Genomic DNA, 19,559 nt, shown 5'->3' with positions numbered 1-19,559 from the left:
TTCGCCCTCTGGAAGAAAAGTATGAAGAAAAGGCTGTATCATCTGGGCAACGCAGCTCAGGCTGTTTACACTAGCAAGCCCACCTTAGTTAAGACCGGATAAAGACATGCCCAAAGCCTGCGCCTGCCATATATTGGTAAAAACTGCTGCTGAAGCAGAAAAATTAAAGCAACTACTGGCCAAAGGCGCCAGTTTTCATGAACTTGCGAAAAAACACTCACTGTGTCCTTCGGGCAAAAAAGGTGGTGATTTAGGTGAGTTTAAACCTGGCCAGATGGTCAGGGCTTTTGATGAAGTGGTATTTAAAAAATCCGTGCTGGAAGTGCATGGCCCCATCAAAACCCAGTTTGGTTATCATCTGATTAAAACCCTGTACAGAAGTTGAGACAGACCAAGTGAACGGAGAACCAATGCGTTTTGTGTTTTGTAACTTTGATGAGCATGCCGAAGCGATTTTGGCTATTTTTAACCACGCCATTTTGAATACCACGGCTTTGTATGAATACAAACCCCGCACTATGGCGACTATGCAACAATGGTTTGCGAATAAAACGGCAGGGAATTTTCCGGTGTTGGGTCTTTTGAATGAGCAGGAGCAACTGGTGGCTTTTGGCAGTTATGGCACATTCAGGGCGTTTCCGGCCTTTAAGTATTCAGTTGAGCATTCGGTGTATGTGGCACCGGATCAGCAGGGTAAAGGTTATGGTGCTTTGGTTTTGCAGAGAATAATAGAGCAGGCCCAACTGGAGAATTATCACCTGCTGATTGGTGGTATAGATGCAGCCAACGCAGCAAGTATTGCCTTGCATACCAAACATGGGTTTAGCCACAGCGGTACTATCACTCAGGCTGGCTTTAAATTTGGCCGTTATCTGGATTTAGCTTTTTATCAGCTGACGCTGGCGACTCCGCTAGAACCCAAAGACGACTGATATCCCATCATCAGAAAAGCAGCTTGCGCTGCTTTTTTAGGTTCTGACTATCTATAGCAGTTATTTTTTATTCACCAGTTGCGAACGTAACTTGGCTTTTTCTTTAGCCAGCTGTTTATTGCGACTGGCCACTTTTTGTACTCTATCTTCTTCAGCATCGGCTTTCTTACTGCTGTGATTCATTTTCGGGTCGTGTTCATAGCCAGGAATAACCTGCTGTACTATCACTTGCTTTGTCAGCTTTTCAATGGCTTGCAGCATCACCAGATCGTCTGGCGTAATTAAACTTATCGCCATACCTGAGTTGCCAGCCCGGCCGGTACGGCCGATTCGATGTACATAATCTTCTGCCACTTGCGGCAAATCGTAGTTGACGACTATAGGTAGCTCTTCAATATCCAGGCCGCGGGCCGCAATATCAGTGGCCACTAACACACTCAATCTGTTGTTTTTAAAATCATCCAGCGCTTTGGTGCGGGCACCCTGACTTTTGTCACCGTGAATAGCTCCCGCTTCAATCCCATCTAAGCGCAACTGCTTGGCCAGACGATCTGCGCCATGTTTAGTGCGGCTAAAAATCAGTACCTGTTTCCACTGCCGCGAGCCAATCAGATAAGACAGCATCTCGCGTTTGCGTTGTGAATCTACTCTATAAGCCAGCTGTTCTATTTTATCTGCGGTACTGTTAGGTTTCGCCACTTCAATCAGTACAGGTGATTTTAACAAAGTATCAGCCAGCTCTTTGATTTCTTTGGCAAAAGTGGCAGAGAAAAACAGTGTCTGCCGCTCTTTGGGTAATTTCGCCATAATACGTTTAATGTCGTGAATAAAACCCATATCCAGCATACGGTCGGCTTCATCCAGCACCAGAATTTGTAATTCAGATAAACTCACTGTGCCCTGATGCAAATGATCAAGCAGACGACCAGGTGTGGCGACCAGAATATCTAAGCCCCGGCTGGCCTGATCATATTGTGGGTTTATCGAGACACCACCATAAAACACCGCATATTTCAGAGGTAAATCAGCGCCATAAGCTTTAACGCTATCGGCCACCTGCTGCGCCAGCTCTCGGGTCGGCGTCAGCACTAAACAGCGCACTTGTAAATTGTTCACTTTGGAGGTGTTTTTACTCAGCAATTGCAACACAGGCAAGGTAAAAGCAGCAGTTTTTCCTGTGCCGGTCTGAGCACCAGCCAGTACATCTTTGCCCTCTAAGATCACAGGTATGGTTTGCTGCTGAATGGGGGTTGGAGTGTGGTAACCCTGTGCGGTCACAGCAGAAAGAATACGGGGATCTAAACCAAGCGTGGCAAATGACATGCAATTTCCTTTAAAGTATCGGCCTTCAAACTTCTATACACAAAGTAATTGGAGTTGCAGGCAGGCGACCAGTGCGTGAGCCCCCAGGAGCATAGTAGTCCTATGTGACTGGGGCGAGAGCACGCAGTCAACAAAGCTACAGCTTCAAGTACGAAGGGTATAAATCGTCGCTAGTGTAGCAGAACTAACAGGACAAGGCATGACTGCAGTATCAACCCCATGGTTTGTTTATATGGTGCGCACCAAAGCAGGCGCTTTATACACAGGGATCAGCACTAATCCTGAACGGCGCTTACGCCAGCATAAGGGTGAATTAACAGGAGGCGCTAAAGCACTTAAAGGCAAAGGTCCTCTGAAGTTAGCCTTCACTTACGTTATGCCCTGCCGTTCCTCAGCCAGCAAACTGGAGTATCAGCTGAAACAGTGGACTAAAAACGACAAAGAATTGCTGTTAAAGCAAGCAATCAAACAACTAAACCTGCTGCATCAGCTATCAGGCGAAAGTCGCATAGGCGTGACACCAGAGACGCAATACAATGGGGATTGATAAGGAGCCCGCATGGAAAGTTTTGCGTTAGTATTAGTGTATTTAGTGATAGGTGCTTTGCTGCGCAGGTTACCGCAATTTCCGCAGGACACAGGGCTAGTACTGAACCAATATGTGCTTTTTGTCGCCCTGCCCGCTTTGGTGCTACAAAAAATCCCTTTGTTAGAGTTCTCCAGCCAATTGTGGTTACCGGCTATCACTCCATGGGTGCTGCTGCTGATAGTAGCAGGCCTCGTCATACTGGCAGGTAAAATCTGGCACTGGGAAAAAACCACAGTGGGAGCCCTGCTGGTCGTGCTACCACTGGGGAATACCTCTTTTTTAGGTTTTCCCATGGTTGAAGCTTTTTTTGGCGACCAGGCTTTGCCCTACGCCATGATTTATGATCAGGCAGGATCTTTTGTTGCACTGGCCACTTATTCCACTATTCTGGCGGCCTGGTACAACCCAAATGCCACCACCCCAAGCGCTGCGCACATCGTTAAACGAGTTCTGACCTTTCCGTCTTTTGTTGCCTTAGCATTGGCTCTGGCTCTCAAACCTTGGACCTATCCGCAGTTTTTTAGCCTGGTACTCGACAATTTGGCTGCTACTTTAGTGCCTGTAATTATGGTAGCTGTAGGTTTTCAGTTTAGATTGCAGCTGGATAAAAAAGAGGCCAAACCTCTGATCTTCGCACTAGGTGTAAAACTGTTTTTAATGCCTTTGCTGGCTTTAGGTTTTTTAAGCTTATTCCAACCTGACCCATTGTTGCTGCAAGTGGTGGTATTTGAAGCCGCGATGCCGCCCATGGTATCCGCTGGCGCTATCGCTGTTGGTGCCGGACTTGCGATACGTTTAGTGCCAGCTCTAGTAGGACTGGGCTTACTACTTAGCTTTATTAGTCTTCCGTTTTGGTATGGGCTATTACAGTTTTACGTTTAAACTGATGCTCATTGCATTTTTCGACCTTAAGCTAATCAACCTGAACTCGGGATAAGCAGCGACACTAAAGGATCTTTTGTTTAGCCTCTCTGTGTTGCCTTGTCTAACCATAGCTCGCTATGGCGTACGACAGCCTGCCTTGATAAGCGCAAAAATCTGCACATTCAGTCAGGAAATAGAGTGTCCTTTTCAAACGAACTGTCTTATCTTATTGATTCAATTTATTAAATTCAGGTAGTTCGACACTCATAATCCCTAGTTCAGTTTAATCAAGCTCAGCTGAAGGCTCTGCCGGAGGTTTTTTCTTCAACCTTCCGGTCTGAATTAACGCCTCCCGTAACAGGTATTCAATCTGGCCGTTTACACTGCGAAACTCATCATCAGCCCAGTGTTGCAGGGCTTGCAACACTGTTTCATCAATACGTAACGCAAAGGCTTTTTTCGACACCACATAGTCTCCGCTTAGTACAAAGTGCCGGTATTGATCACAGGTTGCACCTGATGATCACCACAAAGCACCACTAACAAGTTACTGACCATAGCGGCCTTGCGTTCTTCATCCAATTGCACCATATTTTTTTCCGACAAACGGGCTAAAGCTAATTCCACCATCCCCACAGCACCTTCAACCAATTGCTGACGTGCCATCACCACAGCTCTTGCCTGCTGACGTTGTAGCATGGCACTGGCTATTTCCGGTGCATAAGCCAAATGACTGATCCTGGCTTCCAGTACTTCAACACCAGCTTTTTCCAAGCGGGCCTGAATTTCGCCTTTGAGTAAGTCTGTGACTTCAGGGCCATTGCTGCGCAGACTAATATCCCCATCTTCAGCAGCTTCATAAGGATAACTTGAGGCTAGAAAGCGCAGTGCCGCCTCACTTTGAATGCTGACAAAGTTCTCATAATCTTCCACTTCAAATACAGCTTCAGCGCTATCTACCACTTTCCATACCACAACAGCTGCAATTTCAACCGGATTGCCACTGTGATCATTCACTTTCAATTTGCCACTTTCAAAGTTGCGTACCCGCAATGACACTTTTTGTTTGCTATAAAAGGGGTTCGCCCAACGTAAACCTGTTTGTAAGTCGGATCCTACATAACGACCAAACAACTGTAAGACAGCGCATTGGTTTGGTTGCACCATATAAAAACCAAAAAAACCGACCACCACAAAAATCAGGGCCAATACAGCAATTAGTTTGAGCAGTCCTCCCATGACCAGCAGAGACAAAACTGATAGAACCAAAGCTGCAGGCAACACAACTAACATCAACAAGCCACTGCGGCTTGTTGCCAGATACTCTTTCATAGCCTCACCTTAATTTGATATTAATTCAATATCACAATAGTACTATATTGAAATAACCACAACAAAACAGAGCAAAAAGAGCACAGTTGAAGACAAAAAGCTCTGACTTGATTGACACCAGCTCATTTGATAAATATGATAAATCTAATCAAATTAGAAAAAACATTATGTCAGAGCAAAGCCAACTTCTTTCCACCCGACAAGCCGCAACACTTTTAGGTGTATCGGTCCGTACTATTCAGCTATGGGTTGAGCAGGGTTTATTAAGTGCCTGGAAAACACCCGGAGGCCACAGACGCATAGTGCAGGAATCGCTGCTCAGTTTGTTGCATAAAAGGCAAAAGTTACACCCTTTGACTTATGTCCTTTGTGTAAACCTTGAAAGTGCTTTTTTTGAACTACTGCAGGCGTTATGTCAGCAATGGAATTTTCCGGTAGAACTACAGCAAGCCCGTAATACTGTTGATGCACTGCTGATGATAGGCGAGCGCAAGCCGGAACTGGTTTTGATGGGCTTTGACCAACCTGGTATTGATATGCAATTACTGCAAATCGAACTGACACAACACAAGGTTAAACTTGCGATAATAGCTTCAGATGATCCACAGCCGGGGCTGACGATGAATATGATGTGGCTGCGTCAGCCTTTTGAGCCACTGCAATTAAAAACCGAATTGCAAAAATTACTCTTTGCCCGTTTGCAAGGGCTCGGCTGACATTGCAGCAATGCGGAAGAGAACGTCATAAAAAAACCGGCTGATGCCGGTTTTTTTCCAAAATAAGCAGTTAAATCACTCTGACTTTAGCAAATTTTCTTTTGCCCACCTGGAAAATATGACTGCTGCCTTTGGCAAATTCCATTTTGCTGTCTTCCACTTTAGTTTCGCCATCTAGTTTCACAGCGCCTTGCTTAATCATACGCAAAGCTTCAGACGTACTCTCGACCAAACCTGCTTCTTTTAGCAAATTCGCAATCTGGATGCTGTCGGCTGTCAGGGTCAAGGTCAGCTCAGGAATATCATCAGGTAAGGCGTTCTTCTGAAAACGCTGGATAAAATCCTGTTCAGCTGCATCCGCTGAAACCTCATCGTGGAAACGGGCAATAATTTCTTTTGCCAGCTCAATTTTGATATCACGCGGGTTACGGCCTTCAGCCGCTTGTTGCTTCAGTGCAGCTATGTCTGCAATAGGACGGAAACTCAGCAAATCGTAGTAACGCCACATCAGTTCATCACTGATAGACATCACTTTACCAAACATCTCACCCGGCGTATCAGTGATACCGATATAGTTCCCTAAAGACTTGGACATCTTCTGCACACCGTCCAGACCTTCCAGCAATGGCACCATGATGATGGTTTGTGGGCGCTGACCTTCGTCTTTTTGCAGTTCACGGCCCATCAACAGGTTAAAGCGCTGGTCGGTACCACCCATTTCGATGTCAGCCTCTAACGCCACAGAGTCCCAACCTTGTACCAGCGGGTATAAAAACTCGTGAATCGCAATAGACTGGTTATTGGCATAGCGCTTTTTAAAATCATCACGTTCGAGCATGCGCGCTACGGTTTGGCGTGCGGCCAACTTGATCATGCCAGCAGCACCTAACTCTTCCATCCATTCAGAGTTAAAAGCCACACGGGTTTTTGCCGGATCAAGAATTTTAAACACCTGCTCTTTATAGGTCTGTGCGTTCGCCAACACATCTTCACGGGTTAAAGGCTTACGCGTGACGTTTTTACCTGTTGGATCACCAATCATGCCGGTGAAGTCGCCAATCAGAAAAATGACCTCATGACCCAACTGCTGAAAGGTACGTAATTTGTTGATGAGAACCGTATGACCTAAGTGCAAATCTGGCGCAGTCGGATCAAAACCTGCCTTGATTTTTAAAGGTTTTCCTTCCTTTAACTTGGCAATCAGCTCTTCTTCTAACAAAATCTCTTCGCAGCCGCGTTTTATCTCAGCCAGCGCCTGCTCCCAGTGAGCCATGGTGTACTCCTACTTCTCTTGTATTAAGCAAAATTCCAAGTCTGCATTCTACTGAAACATTTCTTCAGATCAAACCAACAAAAGTGTGGCATCGCACAAAAAATCGTTATATCCTCATTTTTTTATTGGTTTGTCTGATAATAATAAGAGATGCGCTTTCTATGATTTCTTCTTTGCCTATCAAACATCGGTTATTAATCGGCGCTTTAAGCGGCATCGTTGCCGTTATGCTGTTGATCCCGTCAGAACAAGCTTCAGCCTCCAGAACTACAGAAACCTCTGAGTTGGAAGTTGGAAAAAGATACAGTATTGATATTCCGTTGGTGGAAGAGAAAATTGCAGCAGAACAGCTTGCAACCTTACCACACGAAGACAACTCACTGGAGTGGGTAACAGTAGATGTAAAAAAAGGCGACATTTTGTCGGCTATTTTTCGCAAAGCCAAATTAGACCAGGCTGCCATGCAGGAAGTATTGGAACTGGGTAAACCTGTCAAAACTCTAACCCGCATTTTCCCCGGCGAACAGATTGAATTCGGCTTAGATAATCAAGGTAAGTTGCAGGAACTACGTTATCCAATTAATAACCTTAAAACTTTACGGGTGCAGCGTACAGCCAAAGGCGACTTTGCGGCCGAAGAGTTATTAAAGGAAGTTGAGACCCGAACTGAAGTTGTCAGCGGCGTGATCAACGGTTCATTTTGGAACGCAGGTTTGGAAGCAGGTTTATCTGAAGCCCAAGTGTTGGTTCTGGCCAATAATATTTTTAGTTATGACATAGATTTTGGTTTAGATATCAAAGCAGGCGATAGTTTTAGCGTCATTTTTGAAACCCGATATGCAGACGGCCAGTTTGTAGGTAACGGTGACATACTAGCCGCACAATTTACCAATCAAGGGCAAGTCTATCAGGCCGTTCGTCATAAAGATGGGGCCTTTTATAAACCAGACGGCAAAGGTACTAAGCAGGCCTTTTTACGGGCACCAGTCAGTTTTCAATATGTCAGTTCTAATTTTAACCCTCGCCGTTTACACCCAGTGTTAAAGAAAGTGCGACCACATAATGGCGTTGATTACGTTGCCGCTGTAGGCACTCCCATTATGGCAGCTGGTGATGGCAAAGTTATTGCGTCCACCCGCAACAGCGTAAACGGGAACTATGTGTTTATTAAACACAAAAATAATATAGTTACTAAATATCTCCATTTATCCAAACGCGATGTCAAACAAGGTGAAAACGTACGTCAGGGTCAGGTAATAGGTCGCTTAGGTGCTACTGGCCGTGTCACTGGCGCTCACTTACACTATGAATTTGTGGTTGGCGGTGTACACCGGGACCCACGCACAGTGAAGTTGCCTCAAGCAGAAGCTTTATCGCCCAATGAGCGGATTGTTTTTGTCAATCAGGCTAAACAGCTGATTGCACAGATGCAAAATCACCAACGGATCACAGTAGCTACAGCAGAATAATGTCAGGCCTCTACGTAGGTATTATGTCCGGCACCAGTCTCGATGGTATCGATCTGGTGCTGGTTCGTTTTGGTCAGTCCCCTACAGTAAAACTCCAGCCTGAATTACTTGAATCTTTACTTTGTCCTTTCCCAACAGAGTTACGTCAGCAGCTTAGTCAATTGGCTCAATCCGGCCCTGATGAGCTTGAGCTTATGGGGTTAGCAGAGCAACAACTGGCTATAGCCTACGCAAATGCGGTGAAGCAGTTGTTAGCCAAAGCTAAAGTTGCCCCTGAACAGATCAGCGCTATTGGTTGCCATGGCCAAACCATCCGTCACCGCCCTTACGCTCAGTTCCCTTTTACTTATCAGATAGGTGATATGTTCCGTCTTGCTGCAGAAACGCAAATCCGGGTTATCGCTGATTTTCGTCGTAAAGATATGGCCTATGGTGGTCAGGGCGCGCCTTTAGTGCCAGCTTTTCATAAAGCTATTTTTACAAAACCTGACAGCTATCGCGCTATTCTAAATATTGGTGGTATCGCCAATGTCACTTTACTGCAACCCAACCGACCAGTGCGTGGTTTTGATACTGGCCCTGGCAATGGACTGATGGACAATTGGATCCAGCAACAAGGCTTAGGTTTATACGACAAAGATGGTGAATATGCTGCTTCTGGCACAATACAGCAGGATTTATTAGCTGCTCTGTTGTCAGACCCATACTTTCAATTGCAAGGTCCCAAAAGCACAGGCAGAGAGTATTTCAACGAATTGTGGTTAGAGCAAAAATTACAAAGCAGACCCTATGCTCCAGCAGATGTGCAGCGCACCCTGACCCGCTTCACCGCACAAAGCATCAAAATTGCATTAGCAGATGAAGCCATAGCGGAGTTGTTTATCTGTGGTGGTGGTGCGTATAACCAAGTGCTGGTGAGCGATTTACAGCAGCTGTTCCCTGCAGTACAACTGCAGCAAACCTCCAGTTTAGGAGTGAAAGCAGATGATGTTGAAGCTATGGCTTTTGCCTGGTTGGCTTTTGCTTATGACAACCAAATTCCGGGTAATATTCCTGAAGTTACTGGCGCCAGCAAAGCCGTGATCTTAGGTGTGGAATTTAGCTATAACTAAATCCCACACCCATAACTTTACTGCAGCAGCGCCAGCAAAATACCGGCAGCTACTGCTGAACCTATCACACCAGCCACATTCGGACCCATTGCATGCATCAGCAAGAAGTTATGCGGGTCAGCTTCCAAACCCACTTTGTTCGCAACACGAGCCGACATAGGTACAGCTGAAACACCAGCTGCGCCAATCAATGGATTGACCGGATCTTTGGATAGTTTATTCATCAGCTTGGCCATCAACACCCCCGATGCAGTACCAATCCCAAAAGCCACGGCACCCAACAGCAGAATGCCCAAGGTCTGAGTGGTCAGAAATTGATCCGCACTTAACTTGGAGCCTACGGCTAAACCTAAAAAGATAGTCACTATATTAATCAGCTCGTTTTGTGCTGTTTTAGATAAACGCTCCACCACTCCGGCCTCGCGAATTAAATTGCCCAGACAAAACATACCAATCAAAGGTGCAGCTGTTGGCAAAAACAGGAAAGTTAAAATCAGCACCAGCAAAGGGAAAATGATTTTCTCCTTTTGACTGACTTGTCTCAACTGAGCCATTTTGATTTTGCGCTCTTCTACACTGGTTAAAGCCCGCATAATAGGCGGCTGAATGATAGGTACCAGCGCCATATAAGAATAAGCGGCCACAGCTATAGCCCCCAATAATTCAGGCGCCAGTTTTGACGCTAAAAAGATAGCGGTAGGGCCGTCCGCTCCGCCAATAATGGCAATAGCTGCAGCTTCCTGCATCGAGAAACTTAAACCTGGCACCCAGTTCAGAGCAATAGCGCCCAACAAGGTAGAAAAAATACCAAACTGAGCTGCAGCACCCAGCAACAACATTTTAGGGTTGGCGATTAACGCACTGAAGTCGGTTAAAGCTCCAACGCCTAAAAAGATCAATAACGGGAAAACGCCACTTTCAATACCCACCTGATAAATGGAATACAACAAACCACCAGCTTCGCCCATTCCAGCCAGAGGAATATTGGTTAAAATTGCGCCGAAACCAATAGGGATCAGTAACAAAGGTTCAAAACCTTTAGCTATGGCAAGATACAACAACAAAAAACCCACCGCCATCATAACCAGAGCTGGCCAGGTCAAGTGCACCAACCCTGTAGAATCAATCAATGTTAACAAAGCATCCATGATCTATCCTCAGGCAAAACTAACCAGCAGATCGCCGGTAGTGACTGCAGACCCAACACTAATATGAATTTGACTGACAATACCCGACTGGCTGGCACGAATTTCAGTCTCCATTTTCATAGCTTCCATTAACAGTACCACTTGTCCCGCCTCCACCTGCTGACCCACACTGACTTTAAGCGCCAGTATATTGCCGGCCAAAGGCGAGTTTAACTTGCTGGCAGGCTGAATGCTGGCCGATTGTGGAATAGTCTCACCCACTACGGCTTTGATCTGCTGCACTGCACCAGCGGGTCCAACTTCAACCTGATACACCTTGCCATCCACTTTGACGCTGTAAACACCCACAGCGGAGGCAGTGTTGTTGACTTGCTCCACCTGAGCGTTCGTCGGGTTTGCCGGCTTTTGTTGACCAGGTGCAGGTTCAAACTTCGATGCATCACCTCTGTGCAACAAAAACTTTAAGCCTACCTGTGGGAATAAAGCGTAGGTCAAGACATCATCAATCTTGTCTTGCGCCAATTTCAGTTGCAGCTCCTGAGTTTTGCTCTCAAGCTCAGTAGTTAATGAGTCAAGTTCAGGCTGTAATAAATCGGCCGGACGACAGACAATAGCTGCTGCACCAGCCAGTACCCGCTGCTGCAATGCCAGATCTACAGGAGCTGGTGTTGAACCGTATTCTCCTTTGAGCACAGCAGCAGTTTCTTTGGTGATGGTTTTATAACGCTCACCGGATAACACATTCAATACAGCTTGAGTACCTACAATCTGTGATGTGGGAGTCACCAGTGGTAAATAACCTAACTCTTTGCGAACTTTAGGAATTTCAGTCAACACTAAATCCATTTTGTCTAAAGCACCCTGCTCTTTCAGCTGGCTTTCCATATTGGTTAACATGCCACCTGGCACCTGAGCCAATAAAATACGGGCGTCCACGCCTTTGAGCGAACCTTCAAACTGAGCGTATTTGGTCCGTACATCACGGAAATAAGCAGCAATTTCTTCAAGCAAGACTAAATTCAAGCCTGTATCCCGCGCAGTGCCTTCAGTGATAGCAACCATAGTTTCTGTTGCACTGTGGCCATAGGTCATACTCATAGACGAAATTGCGGTGTCGAGCATATCAATGCCGGCATCAATAGCTTTTTGATAGGTAGCAGTACTCAAGCCTGTGGTTGCGTGACACTGCATCGCTATAGGTAGCTTCACCCTTTCTTTTAAGCGGGTGATCAGCTCTTCCGCAACATAAGGCTTCAGTAAACCGGCCATATCTTTAATACAAATAGAATGGCAGCCCATATCTTCGAGCTGCATCGCCATATCCAGCCAACCATCAATGGTATGCACCGGGCTGACTGTATAAGACAAAGTTCCCTGAGCATGAGCTCCAACTTTGACAGCAGCAGCCACAGCGGTCTGCAGATTGCGCACGTCATTCATGGCATCAAAAATTCGGAATACGTCTATACCATTGGCAAAAGAGCGCTCAACAAAAGCTTGCACTACATCGTCGGCATAGTGACGGTAGCCTAACAAATTCTGGCCCCGCAGCAGCATTTGTTGCTTGGTATTGGGCATGGCTTTTTTCAGCTCACGTAAGCGGTGCCATGGGTCTTCTCCTAAATAACGAATGCAGGCATCAAAAGTAGCCCCACCCCAGGATTCCATCGACCAGTAGCCCACTTGATCCAGTTTGGCTGCGATAGGTAGCATATCCTCTAAACGCAGGCGGGTGGCTAATAGGGATTGATGGGCGTCTCTGAGCACCAGCTCAGTCAGTAACAATGGTTGGCTCATGTTTATCCCTTATTTTGTTTTTGATGATGTTCAATAGCTACACTAATAGCTGCAACAACAGCAGCGGGCACTGCCGCCGACTGGGTTGTTGCAACAGCAGCAGTTGTTGCTGCCGGACCGGAATGCTTGAGTAATCTGGACATCGCTTGAACGGCAAAAACCAATACCATCAAAAAACCAAAAACAACACCCATGCCCACGACCATCAACACAGCTGCTTCCAACAGTAATACACCTACTTGTTGCTCAGCGTCCATCTTGTGTCCTCTCCGTAAAATAGTTGTATTGATTAATAGCAGTTTTCTCTGAAGAACATAAGCCATTACTTAATCACTTTGATTGATGGCTGTTATTTATACAACTTATACGTAACTCTATTGACAAAGGCAAGAAATAGCCATTTAGACAGCTAAGAATCTAAACATCTACTTTAGTAGCCATAAAAAGCTGAAGTCAACCAGAAGTCTTAAAAAAACAAACCCCACCAATAAGGCAGGGCTCGTTATGTTGTTGAAACCGGGCGAAGCAGTTATCTGTAGGCAAAAAAACTAAGAAGCAGGACTTTCTGTGATCATAACAGCTATCTGGCTTGCGACCTGACTCCAGCCTTCGCCCAAGGTTTTGACTACTTCGTCATAACCATCATCAGCAATAGGTAATTGCAACTCAAAAGGCAATTGTCTAACCACAGCACCTGACAACACATGCGCCTGACCACTGATCAAGACTTGTCCATCCGCAGTCGTATGAAACTGCGTTACCTGTACGGTCAGACGGCTGTCGCCGGAACTGCTGACCTGTTGGGTCACGCGCCAGTCAGTTAAAGCTGCGGATAAATGAGCCTGTAAATTGCGGCTCAGCTGCTGATCCAAAGCTTCAGCCCATTGGTGAGTGCGGGTCAATTGCAGATTCACAGCATTGTTCTGATACACCAGAGCATTGCTGTTTAAGTAGCTGGCTACCATCACAGGTTCTATCACCAGCACTTTGCTGCTGTCCACTTGCGGCGCTTTCACAGCGACAGCGGGTAGACGGTAATACTGCAGTTGTGAAGCTGAACTACCACAACCGGCCAGAGACAGACTCAAAAATACAAAAACTAAATAACGCATTAGTTGCCCTTCTCTGGTTCTGGATCTTTAGGAAGATCAGCATTAAAAATCAATGAGTTACTTTGACTATTCATAGTTTTAATCACGGGTTGTAAATCCCGGAGCAACTGGTCCATCGACTGCAAATTACCATTTAAGCGCTCATAGGCCGGTGAACCAGGCGAAAAGCCCGCCAGAGTTTTACGCAATTCAGCCAGACTTTGCTGAAGATCAGCAGGCAATTGCTGTACCGCATTATTCTTCACCAGTTGATCCAATGACTGGATCAGTTGCTCTGCGTTTTTCAGCATTTTTTCACTTTGTACCAAAGTCGCAGAACTTTGTGTCAACACCTCTTCAACAGGTAAACGATTGACTTTATCTAACACTTGTAGCACTTTCTGCTCAATATTCGCTAAGCCGCTGGGTGCCGTCGGCATAATTTTTAAACCCGCATACTCTGCTAAAGCATAAGACTCAGTACCAGGTCCCTCGCCAGAAAAGGCCGGAGGCTGTGCAATCTCGACCTCGACCTGATCTGAGTGATCTGCAGCAACAACATCAGGCATAACCAAATCTGCTTGGGAAGATCCAAGCTGCATCTCTCTTTGCTCCAGCTCTATATATAAAGCTCCGGTTAGCAAGCTGCCTGTTTTAAGCACAGCCCTTAGACCTTGCTGTACCGCGCTCTCTAATTCCTGTGCCAGCTTTTTCAGGCTCATTTCTCCGGCAAGGCGCCCAGCTTCTACCCGCACCAGGACAGGGATGCCGCGTTTAAAGGCAATATCCAGAGGATTGTCCATATTAAAAAAGTAAGGAGCTACAGCTACGGTACCAATACGTATTCCTTTGTATTCCAGAGGCGCGCCTGCACTTAAACCACGGATCGACTCGTCAAAAAACATCAGGTATTCGTTGTATTCGGTATACAAGCCCTCTTTGATGGCCTTGGGATTTTTAAACAGCTGAAACTCAGTATTGTTGCTGACTTTATCTCCTGCTGGCCAGCCGTCCAACACAGCAAAATGTACGCCGCCACTGAGCAATGTGGCTACAGAAGCTAATTCAACCCGTACACCTTGCGCCGAGACATCTAACGCCATACCGCTGGCTTGCCAGAACCTTACATTCTCTGTGACCAAAGCATCGTAAGGTGCCCTCACAAACAGCTGATAAGTCATATGGCCCAGTTCAGCAACAAAGTTACTTGTCTCTACCGTGCCCACAGCATAACCGTGATACAAAACAGGATCGCCTACAGCCAAAGCAGTCGCATCGTCACTCAGCAAAGTCACTCGCACCCCTGGCGCATCAGCCGGTGCTATAGGTGGACTGTCGAGTAATTCGTAATAGTATTTTTGTACTGTAGCTTTACCTGGTTGCAACTCGATATAGGCACCGGATAATAAAGTACTTAAGCCACTGACGCCTCCTCGTCCCACAGTAGGTTTGACCACCCACAGCTGTGAATCTTCGTTTAACAGAGATTCAAGACCGGGATCCATGCGGGCTTTGATCAAAACTTTACTTAAGTCTTCTGAAAGCTGAACTGATTCAACCCTGCCTATATCCACACTGCGGCTTTTGATCTGAGTTTTACCTGCCACTATGCCTTCAGCATTCAGAGTGACCAGCGTGATGACTGGTCCCTGATTCTTTTGGGTGTAGTACAACATCCAGATACCGATAACAACAGCCATTACCGGTACTATCCAGATGGGTGATAGTTGTCGGATTTTTTTCACCGCAGCCACCCGCCCTTGTGTCTTAGCCACGTCGTAGCTCCTCTTTTTTATTGCGTTGGTCCCACAACAAACGTGGGTCAAAACTCATAGCAGCAAACATAGTAGCAATGACCACAGTCGCAAAAATAATAGCTCCCATACCTGGATACACGCCCATTAATAAATCAAACCGAACTAAAGCGGCCAATATCGCCACCACCAGCACGTCCACCATAGACCAACGCCCTATCCAATCAACCAATAAATACACCCGGGTCGACAGCAATTGTCTTTTATGTCCGGAATGACTAGCCAGATAGCACAACCAAAACATCACCACTATTTTTACCACTGGCACTACAACGCTGGCTAATAAAATCACAATAGCTACAGGATAAGCACCGTCCTGCCACATCAATATAATACCGCTGATGATAGTCGACTGAACACTGCTGCCCAAAGACACCGTTTCCATAATAGGCAACAAGTTAGCCGGAATGTATAACAAGCTTGCAGTGATCAGCCAAGCCAGAGTTTTTTGTAAACTGGCTGGAATGCGGGCTGTAACTTTAGTGCCACAACGATCACAATACTTTTGCTCCAGTGGCACTATGGCTGTGCAACAACTACAACTGGCCATGTTCAGTGAAACTCCTGTGCGTCCTGCGTATTCAGCAGAAACAGGTTGCGGTGCCGGTGCTATAGACTCCCACAAGGCATGACGGTCTATGACCTGAAAAGTTCGTAAATGCAGAAGACAGAACAAACAAAAAGCCCAGAAACTCATGCCCACAGAAATATCGGCGTACACCACTAGTTTGACAAAAGCGACCAGAATACCAATCAGGAAAATATCCACCATGCTCCAGGGCTTGAGCATATAGAGCACTCGTGCCGTCCAGACTAAGCCCCGAACCCGGCGCACCATGCCGAGCTTGATATAAATGACGGCCAGCATACAAAAAGCCGGTATGGCCTGAATAAATAACCAAACCAGCACAGCCAACCATTGCTGATGTTCATCAAACAACACAGAGGAAGTATCAAAAAAGCTCATGATATGGATGTTACCTGCGACATCCATACCAATAAAAGGAAAAAGATTCGCCAGAATAAGCATAAATAGTGAGCTTATGGCGTAGAGCACAGGCCGCAATATCGGGTCTTTTTGTCGCATATCCAGTAAATAACCACAGCGGCTACAGGCGGCTTCCTGCCCAATGGCTAACAGCGGCAATTGTTGCAATAGATCGCAATGGCGACAAAGCACCAGTTCAGCAACAGATTGCGCCGTTGGCGCCGTACCAGACTCAAGCTCAGACAAAAAGATTCCTTTACAAATGCCTACAGTGCGAATAGCGCTATTGTAAGCAAAAAAAATGAGCTCAGATCAGATTATTTCTAATGAATAATCGAGCTGAGCTCATTTTTAAGCTGTTACTTGTTATTCAACAGCTTTCGATACACCCACCATAGCAGGACGTACTAAACGACCATTCAGTTCATAGCCTTTTTGCATCACAAAAGTCACTGTATTTGGTGCTACATCAGCGCTTGGCTGAATAGACATGGCCTGATGGAATTCAGGATTAAAGGGCTGACCTTGTGGGTCGATTTGCTGCACACCGTTTTTTGACAGTGTATCCAGTAAACCCTTCAAGGTTAAATCCACACCTTCACCCAGAGCTTTTTGGTTTTCATCTTCACGATTTAAGAAAGTTAAAGCACGCTCGAGGTTGTCTACCACTGGCAATAAATCACCAGCGAAACGCTCCAGCGCAAATTTATGGGCTTTTTCAACGTCCATGGCTGAACGACGACGGCTGTTGTCTGCTTCAGCTTTTATTCTAAGCATTAAATCATGCTGCTCTGCCAACTGGGCTTTTGCCTGCTGTAATTCCGCATCCAACTTTGCAATAAGTTCCTGCTCCGGCGTCAGTTCTACCACTTCTTGCTCTGCCGCTGCTTCCGCAGCCTGTTGTTGTTCAGTTTGCACTTTATCTTGCTCGCTCATTAGTTACTACTCCACCATAGGTTGGTTTATTATGGGGATTGATTAAGATGATTCAAGTTAAAAAACATTTGTTGTGCTACAGCTTCGACTAAAGGTACAAAACGACTGTAGTTCATACGTCTGGGGCCGAGCAAAGCAATAAAGCCATGTGGCTCCGAACGATAGCGCGCACAAATCAAACTCACCTTGGCTAAAGGTTCGATACCAGACTCTCGTCCCAGTATCAGCTTAGGTTGGTTATCCTGAGTGACGGGTGTTAATAACTGCACCAGACAAGCCGGATTATCCAAGAGTTCTATCACTTGCTGCAATTGCGGATCACGGTGATAGTCGCTGGCCTGCATTAATTGATGCTGGCCATAAATCAGTGGCTGATGCTGTTGCATCTCGTCGAGACTCAGTTGTGCCATGGCTGTTTTCACTAAAGCCTGCACAGCTCCGCATTCTTGCCTGGCTATTAGAGCTAAGCGGGAAATGCCGTCCAGCCAATCCTGACCGCATAAAGCTGCGTTCAGTAAACACAAGACCCGGCTCAAGGTTGGATTATCTATTAAATCGTCATAAAAGAGCACGCGGTGTAAAATATCGCCGTCTTCGTCTATCACTACAAGTAACAGACGCTGTGTCGCCAGACGAACTAAATCAACCTGCCGGATCACCCGCCCTTGTTCCTTAGGTGAACTGACAATACTGACCATACCTGTCAGGTTTGCCAGTAATTGCCCGGCTTGCTGACACAACAAAGACACAGGCAACTGAGGAGGTAAGTTGACCTGTATAGCATCCAACCAGCGGCCAGTTAAAGGTTCAAACTGCAGCATTTTATCGATAAATAAACGTATACCTGAGGTCGTTGGCACCCTGCCAGCCGAAGTATGAGGAGAACGGATAAAACCTTGCTGCTCAAGCAGCATCATAGTGTTTCGCACTGTAGCGGAACTGACGCCAAGTTCTGACTGCTCACAGAGCAACTTAGAGGACACAGGCATGCCGTCCGTCAAATACTGCTCGACTATGAGTTTTAATATCAGTTCTGGTCTGGTTAACTGAACCACTACAACTCTCACTCCGGTTAAAAAGACGACTCATCCACTAATGCTTAACTATCATCCTGCATTGTGGGGACTTTATTAAAAAATTCAAGCCTCATGCTTTGTCACAGGCCCAACTGCACAAAGCTGTTCCATGCAGCAAACTATGGGTATACTGCATTTGCACTTTGAAAGGAACACTCATGAGTCAAAACCCTGGTAGCGCATTTCAAACTATTGGATTAATTGGAAAACCTAATCATCCTGGTGCTAACAGCACTCTGATCAGTCTGTATCAGTTTTTAACTGCCAGGCAATTAAAAGTGTATGTAGAAGAAAAGGTCGCCGAGTCTCTTGCTCTGCCTGATATACAGATGATGGATTTGGTGGCCCTGGGTAAAAACTGTGATTTGGCTATAGTAGTAGGTGGCGACGGCAATATGCTCGGCGCGGCCCGTGTGCTGGCGCGTTTTGGCGTGGCAGTGCTGGGAGTAAACCGTGGCAACTTGGGCTTTTTAACTGATTTATCACCAGAAGATTTTGAAACTCCTTTAGCCGCAGTATTGGCCGGTAATTTTGTCACAGAAAAGCGCAATCTGCTGGAAGTCGAAGTGTATCGTAACGACTGCGTAAAAAGCAGTAACAGTGCTGTGAACGAAGCGGTATTGCATGCCGACAAAGTAGCACACATGATTGAGTTTGAAGCTTATATTAATGGCGAATTTGTCTTTAGTCAGCGCTCCGACGGCCTAATAGTCAGTACGCCAACTGGCTCTACAGCGTATTCATTATCAGGTGGAGGTCCTATTCTGACACCTGAGTTGGATGCGATGAGTTTAGTACCTATGTTTCCTCATACCTTAAGTAGCCGCCCTCTCGTCGTCTCAGGTACCAGTGAAATAATACTTAAAGTATCCCCAAGCAATGATGCGCATTTACAGGTCAGCTGTGACAGCCATGTGATTTTAGCCGTAATGCCTGGCGATGAAATCCGTATTCGTAAACACCCGAAGCCACTGAAACTGGTGCATCCGCCAGGATATAGCTACTTTAATGTACTGCGCAACAAGTTAGGCTGGGGTAGCAAACTCTACTAAAAAATCTCTGCCCTACTCCCTTGCTAAAAGCCTAATTACTGTATAAA

The 19,559-nt window shown here is 46.1% G+C and carries 20 protein-coding genes; 8 read left to right on the top strand and 12 right to left on the bottom strand.

Annotated elements, in window-relative coordinates; all coding sequences use genetic code 11:
- Nucleotides 1-106: 106 nt before the first annotated feature.
- Both EMM73_RS10490 and EMM73_RS10485 read left to right on the top strand, forming a co-directional pair.
- Complete coding sequence (locus EMM73_RS10490) at nucleotides 107-385, top strand: peptidylprolyl isomerase (RefSeq protein WP_127686381.1); 279 nt, start codon at nucleotides 107-109, stop codon at nucleotides 383-385.
- A 25-nt stretch (nucleotides 386-410) separates the two neighbouring features.
- Complete coding sequence (locus EMM73_RS10485; protein WP_127686380.1) at nucleotides 411-932, top strand: GNAT family N-acetyltransferase; 522 nt, start codon at nucleotides 411-413, stop codon at nucleotides 930-932.
- A gap of 60 nt (nucleotides 933-992) precedes the next feature.
- Here the strand turns inward: EMM73_RS10485 and EMM73_RS10480 are convergent, their stop codons facing one another.
- Entirely contained in the window at nucleotides 993-2,255 is a 1,263-nt protein-coding gene (locus EMM73_RS10480) for a DEAD/DEAH box helicase (protein WP_127686379.1), read from the bottom strand.
- Between the two features lie 199 nt (nucleotides 2,256-2,454).
- Here EMM73_RS10480 and EMM73_RS10475 point away from each other — a divergent pair, with 199 nt between their 5' ends.
- Nucleotides 2,455-2,802: a GIY-YIG nuclease family protein gene (locus EMM73_RS10475; RefSeq protein WP_261373381.1), complete on the top strand. Its 348-nt coding sequence runs from the start codon at nucleotides 2,455-2,457 to the stop codon at nucleotides 2,800-2,802.
- A 12-nt stretch (nucleotides 2,803-2,814) separates the two neighbouring features.
- The gene (locus EMM73_RS10470) at nucleotides 2,815-3,726 is read left to right on the top strand and encodes an AEC family transporter (RefSeq protein ID WP_127686378.1); all 912 of its coding nucleotides are present in this window, start codon (nucleotides 2,815-2,817) and stop codon (nucleotides 3,724-3,726) included.
- A 265-nt stretch (nucleotides 3,727-3,991) separates the two neighbouring features.
- Here the strand turns inward: EMM73_RS10470 and EMM73_RS10465 are convergent, their stop codons facing one another.
- Together EMM73_RS10465 and EMM73_RS10460 are read right to left on the bottom strand one after the other, a co-directional pair.
- A complete protein-coding gene (locus tag EMM73_RS10465) occupies nucleotides 3,992-4,174 on the bottom strand; it encodes a type II toxin-antitoxin system antitoxin (RefSeq protein WP_127686377.1) in 183 nt (60 codons plus the stop codon).
- Nucleotides 4,175-4,188: 14 nt separating this feature from the next.
- Entirely contained in the window at nucleotides 4,189-5,040 is an 852-nt protein-coding gene (locus EMM73_RS10460) for an SPFH domain-containing protein (RefSeq protein ID WP_127686376.1), read from the bottom strand.
- Between the two features lie 167 nt (nucleotides 5,041-5,207).
- Between EMM73_RS10460 and EMM73_RS10455 the strand changes: the two genes are divergently transcribed.
- Complete coding sequence (locus tag EMM73_RS10455) at nucleotides 5,208-5,756, top strand: MerR family transcriptional regulator (protein ID WP_127686375.1); 549 nt, start codon at nucleotides 5,208-5,210, stop codon at nucleotides 5,754-5,756.
- A gap of 70 nt (nucleotides 5,757-5,826) precedes the next feature.
- Here the strand turns inward: EMM73_RS10455 and tyrS are convergent, their stop codons facing one another.
- Nucleotides 5,827-7,029: a tyrosine--tRNA ligase gene (tyrS, locus tag EMM73_RS10450; protein WP_127686374.1), complete on the bottom strand. Its 1,203-nt coding sequence runs from the start codon at nucleotides 7,027-7,029 to the stop codon at nucleotides 5,827-5,829.
- Nucleotides 7,030-7,190: 161 nt separating this feature from the next.
- Here tyrS and EMM73_RS10445 point away from each other — a divergent pair, with 161 nt between their 5' ends.
- Nucleotides 7,191-8,498, top strand: a complete 1,308-nt coding sequence (locus EMM73_RS10445) for a peptidoglycan DD-metalloendopeptidase family protein (RefSeq protein WP_127686373.1) — start codon at nucleotides 7,191-7,193, stop codon at nucleotides 8,496-8,498.
- Nucleotides 8,498-9,610 carry an anhydro-N-acetylmuramic acid kinase gene (locus tag EMM73_RS10440; protein ID WP_127686372.1) on the top strand — a complete coding sequence of 371 codons (1,113 nt, stop codon included), beginning with the start codon at nucleotides 8,498-8,500 and terminating at the stop codon, nucleotides 9,608-9,610. Before EMM73_RS10445 ends, EMM73_RS10440 begins: the two co-directional genes overlap by 1 nt.
- 17 nt (nucleotides 9,611-9,627) lie before the next feature.
- On the opposite strand, the gene EMM73_RS10435 is transcribed toward EMM73_RS10440, so the two are convergent.
- From EMM73_RS10435 to hrcA, 8 genes are all read right to left on the bottom strand, one after another.
- Nucleotides 9,628-10,758, bottom strand: coding sequence for a sodium ion-translocating decarboxylase subunit beta (locus EMM73_RS10435; RefSeq protein WP_127686371.1), 1,131 nt, complete (start codon nucleotides 10,756-10,758; stop codon nucleotides 9,628-9,630).
- Nucleotides 10,759-10,767: 9 nt separating this feature from the next.
- Entirely contained in the window at nucleotides 10,768-12,555 is a 1,788-nt protein-coding gene (gene oadA / locus EMM73_RS10430; protein WP_127686370.1) for a sodium-extruding oxaloacetate decarboxylase subunit alpha, read from the bottom strand.
- Nucleotides 12,556-12,557: 2 nt separating this feature from the next.
- The gene (locus EMM73_RS10425) at nucleotides 12,558-12,878 is read right to left on the bottom strand and encodes an OadG family transporter subunit (protein WP_261373380.1); all 321 of its coding nucleotides are present in this window, start codon (nucleotides 12,876-12,878) and stop codon (nucleotides 12,558-12,560) included.
- A gap of 225 nt (nucleotides 12,879-13,103) precedes the next feature.
- Entirely contained in the window at nucleotides 13,104-13,667 is a 564-nt protein-coding gene (locus EMM73_RS10420; RefSeq protein ID WP_127686369.1) for an ABC-type transport auxiliary lipoprotein family protein, read from the bottom strand.
- Nucleotides 13,667-15,421 carry an intermembrane transport protein PqiB gene (gene pqiB / locus EMM73_RS10415; protein ID WP_127686368.1) on the bottom strand — a complete coding sequence of 585 codons (1,755 nt, stop codon included), beginning with the start codon at nucleotides 15,419-15,421 and terminating at the stop codon, nucleotides 13,667-13,669. The genes EMM73_RS10420 and pqiB overlap by 1 nt, the downstream gene beginning before the upstream one ends.
- On the bottom strand, nucleotides 15,414-16,694 hold the full coding sequence (locus tag EMM73_RS10410; RefSeq protein ID WP_127686367.1) for a PqiA/YebS family transporter subunit: 1,281 nt from the start codon (nucleotides 16,692-16,694) through the stop codon (nucleotides 15,414-15,416). The genes pqiB and EMM73_RS10410 overlap by 8 nt, the downstream gene beginning before the upstream one ends.
- Before the next feature lie 120 nt (nucleotides 16,695-16,814).
- The gene (gene grpE / locus EMM73_RS10405) at nucleotides 16,815-17,384 is read right to left on the bottom strand and encodes a nucleotide exchange factor GrpE (protein ID WP_127686366.1); all 570 of its coding nucleotides are present in this window, start codon (nucleotides 17,382-17,384) and stop codon (nucleotides 16,815-16,817) included.
- 29 nt (nucleotides 17,385-17,413) lie between these two features.
- Complete coding sequence (gene hrcA, locus EMM73_RS10400) at nucleotides 17,414-18,439, bottom strand: heat-inducible transcriptional repressor HrcA (protein WP_186435185.1); 1,026 nt, start codon at nucleotides 18,437-18,439, stop codon at nucleotides 17,414-17,416.
- A 179-nt stretch (nucleotides 18,440-18,618) separates the two neighbouring features.
- On the opposite strand from hrcA, the gene nadK reads away from it, so the two are divergent.
- Nucleotides 18,619-19,512, top strand: coding sequence for an NAD(+) kinase (gene nadK / locus EMM73_RS10395; RefSeq protein ID WP_127686364.1), 894 nt, complete (start codon nucleotides 18,619-18,621; stop codon nucleotides 19,510-19,512).
- The last annotated feature ends 47 nt before the right edge of the window (nucleotides 19,513-19,559 follow it).

This window comes from Rheinheimera sediminis, assembly GCF_004005375.1.
Taxonomy (GTDB): Bacteria; Pseudomonadota; Gammaproteobacteria; order Enterobacterales; family Alteromonadaceae; genus Pararheinheimera.
The sequence above is the reverse complement of the archived record's forward strand: the minus strand, read 5'-3'. Positions and strand labels throughout refer to the sequence as shown.

Coding starts and splice junctions, on each gene's coding strand:
- EMM73_RS10490 (WP_127686381.1), top strand. CDS start 107: ATGCCCAAAGCCTGCGCCTGCCATATATTGGTAAAAACTGCTGCTGAA.
- EMM73_RS10485 (WP_127686380.1), top strand. CDS start 411: ATGCGTTTTGTGTTTTGTAACTTTGATGAGCATGCCGAAGCGATTTTG.
- EMM73_RS10480 (WP_127686379.1), bottom strand. CDS start 2,255: ATGTCATTTGCCACGCTTGGTTTAGATCCCCGTATTCTTTCTGCTGTG.
- EMM73_RS10475 (WP_261373381.1), top strand. CDS start 2,455: ATGACTGCAGTATCAACCCCATGGTTTGTTTATATGGTGCGCACCAAA.
- EMM73_RS10470 (WP_127686378.1), top strand. CDS start 2,815: ATGGAAAGTTTTGCGTTAGTATTAGTGTATTTAGTGATAGGTGCTTTG.
- EMM73_RS10460 (WP_127686376.1), bottom strand. CDS start 5,040: ATGAAAGAGTATCTGGCAACAAGCCGCAGTGGCTTGTTGATGTTAGTT.
- EMM73_RS10455 (WP_127686375.1), top strand. CDS start 5,208: ATGTCAGAGCAAAGCCAACTTCTTTCCACCCGACAAGCCGCAACACTT.
- tyrS (WP_127686374.1), bottom strand. CDS start 7,029: ATGGCTCACTGGGAGCAGGCGCTGGCTGAGATAAAACGCGGCTGCGAA.
- EMM73_RS10445 (WP_127686373.1), top strand. CDS start 7,191: ATGATTTCTTCTTTGCCTATCAAACATCGGTTATTAATCGGCGCTTTA.
- EMM73_RS10440 (WP_127686372.1), top strand. CDS start 8,498: ATGTCAGGCCTCTACGTAGGTATTATGTCCGGCACCAGTCTCGATGGT.
- EMM73_RS10435 (WP_127686371.1), bottom strand. CDS start 10,758: ATGGATGCTTTGTTAACATTGATTGATTCTACAGGGTTGGTGCACTTG.
- oadA (WP_127686370.1), bottom strand. CDS start 12,555: ATGAGCCAACCATTGTTACTGACTGAGCTGGTGCTCAGAGACGCCCAT.
- EMM73_RS10425 (WP_261373380.1), bottom strand. CDS start 12,878: ATGGCTTATGTTCTTCAGAGAAAACTGCTATTAATCAATACAACTATT.
- EMM73_RS10420 (WP_127686369.1), bottom strand. CDS start 13,667: ATGCGTTATTTAGTTTTTGTATTTTTGAGTCTGTCTCTGGCCGGTTGT.
- grpE (WP_127686366.1), bottom strand. CDS start 17,384: ATGAGCGAGCAAGATAAAGTGCAAACTGAACAACAACAGGCTGCGGAA.
- nadK (WP_127686364.1), top strand. CDS start 18,619: ATGAGTCAAAACCCTGGTAGCGCATTTCAAACTATTGGATTAATTGGA.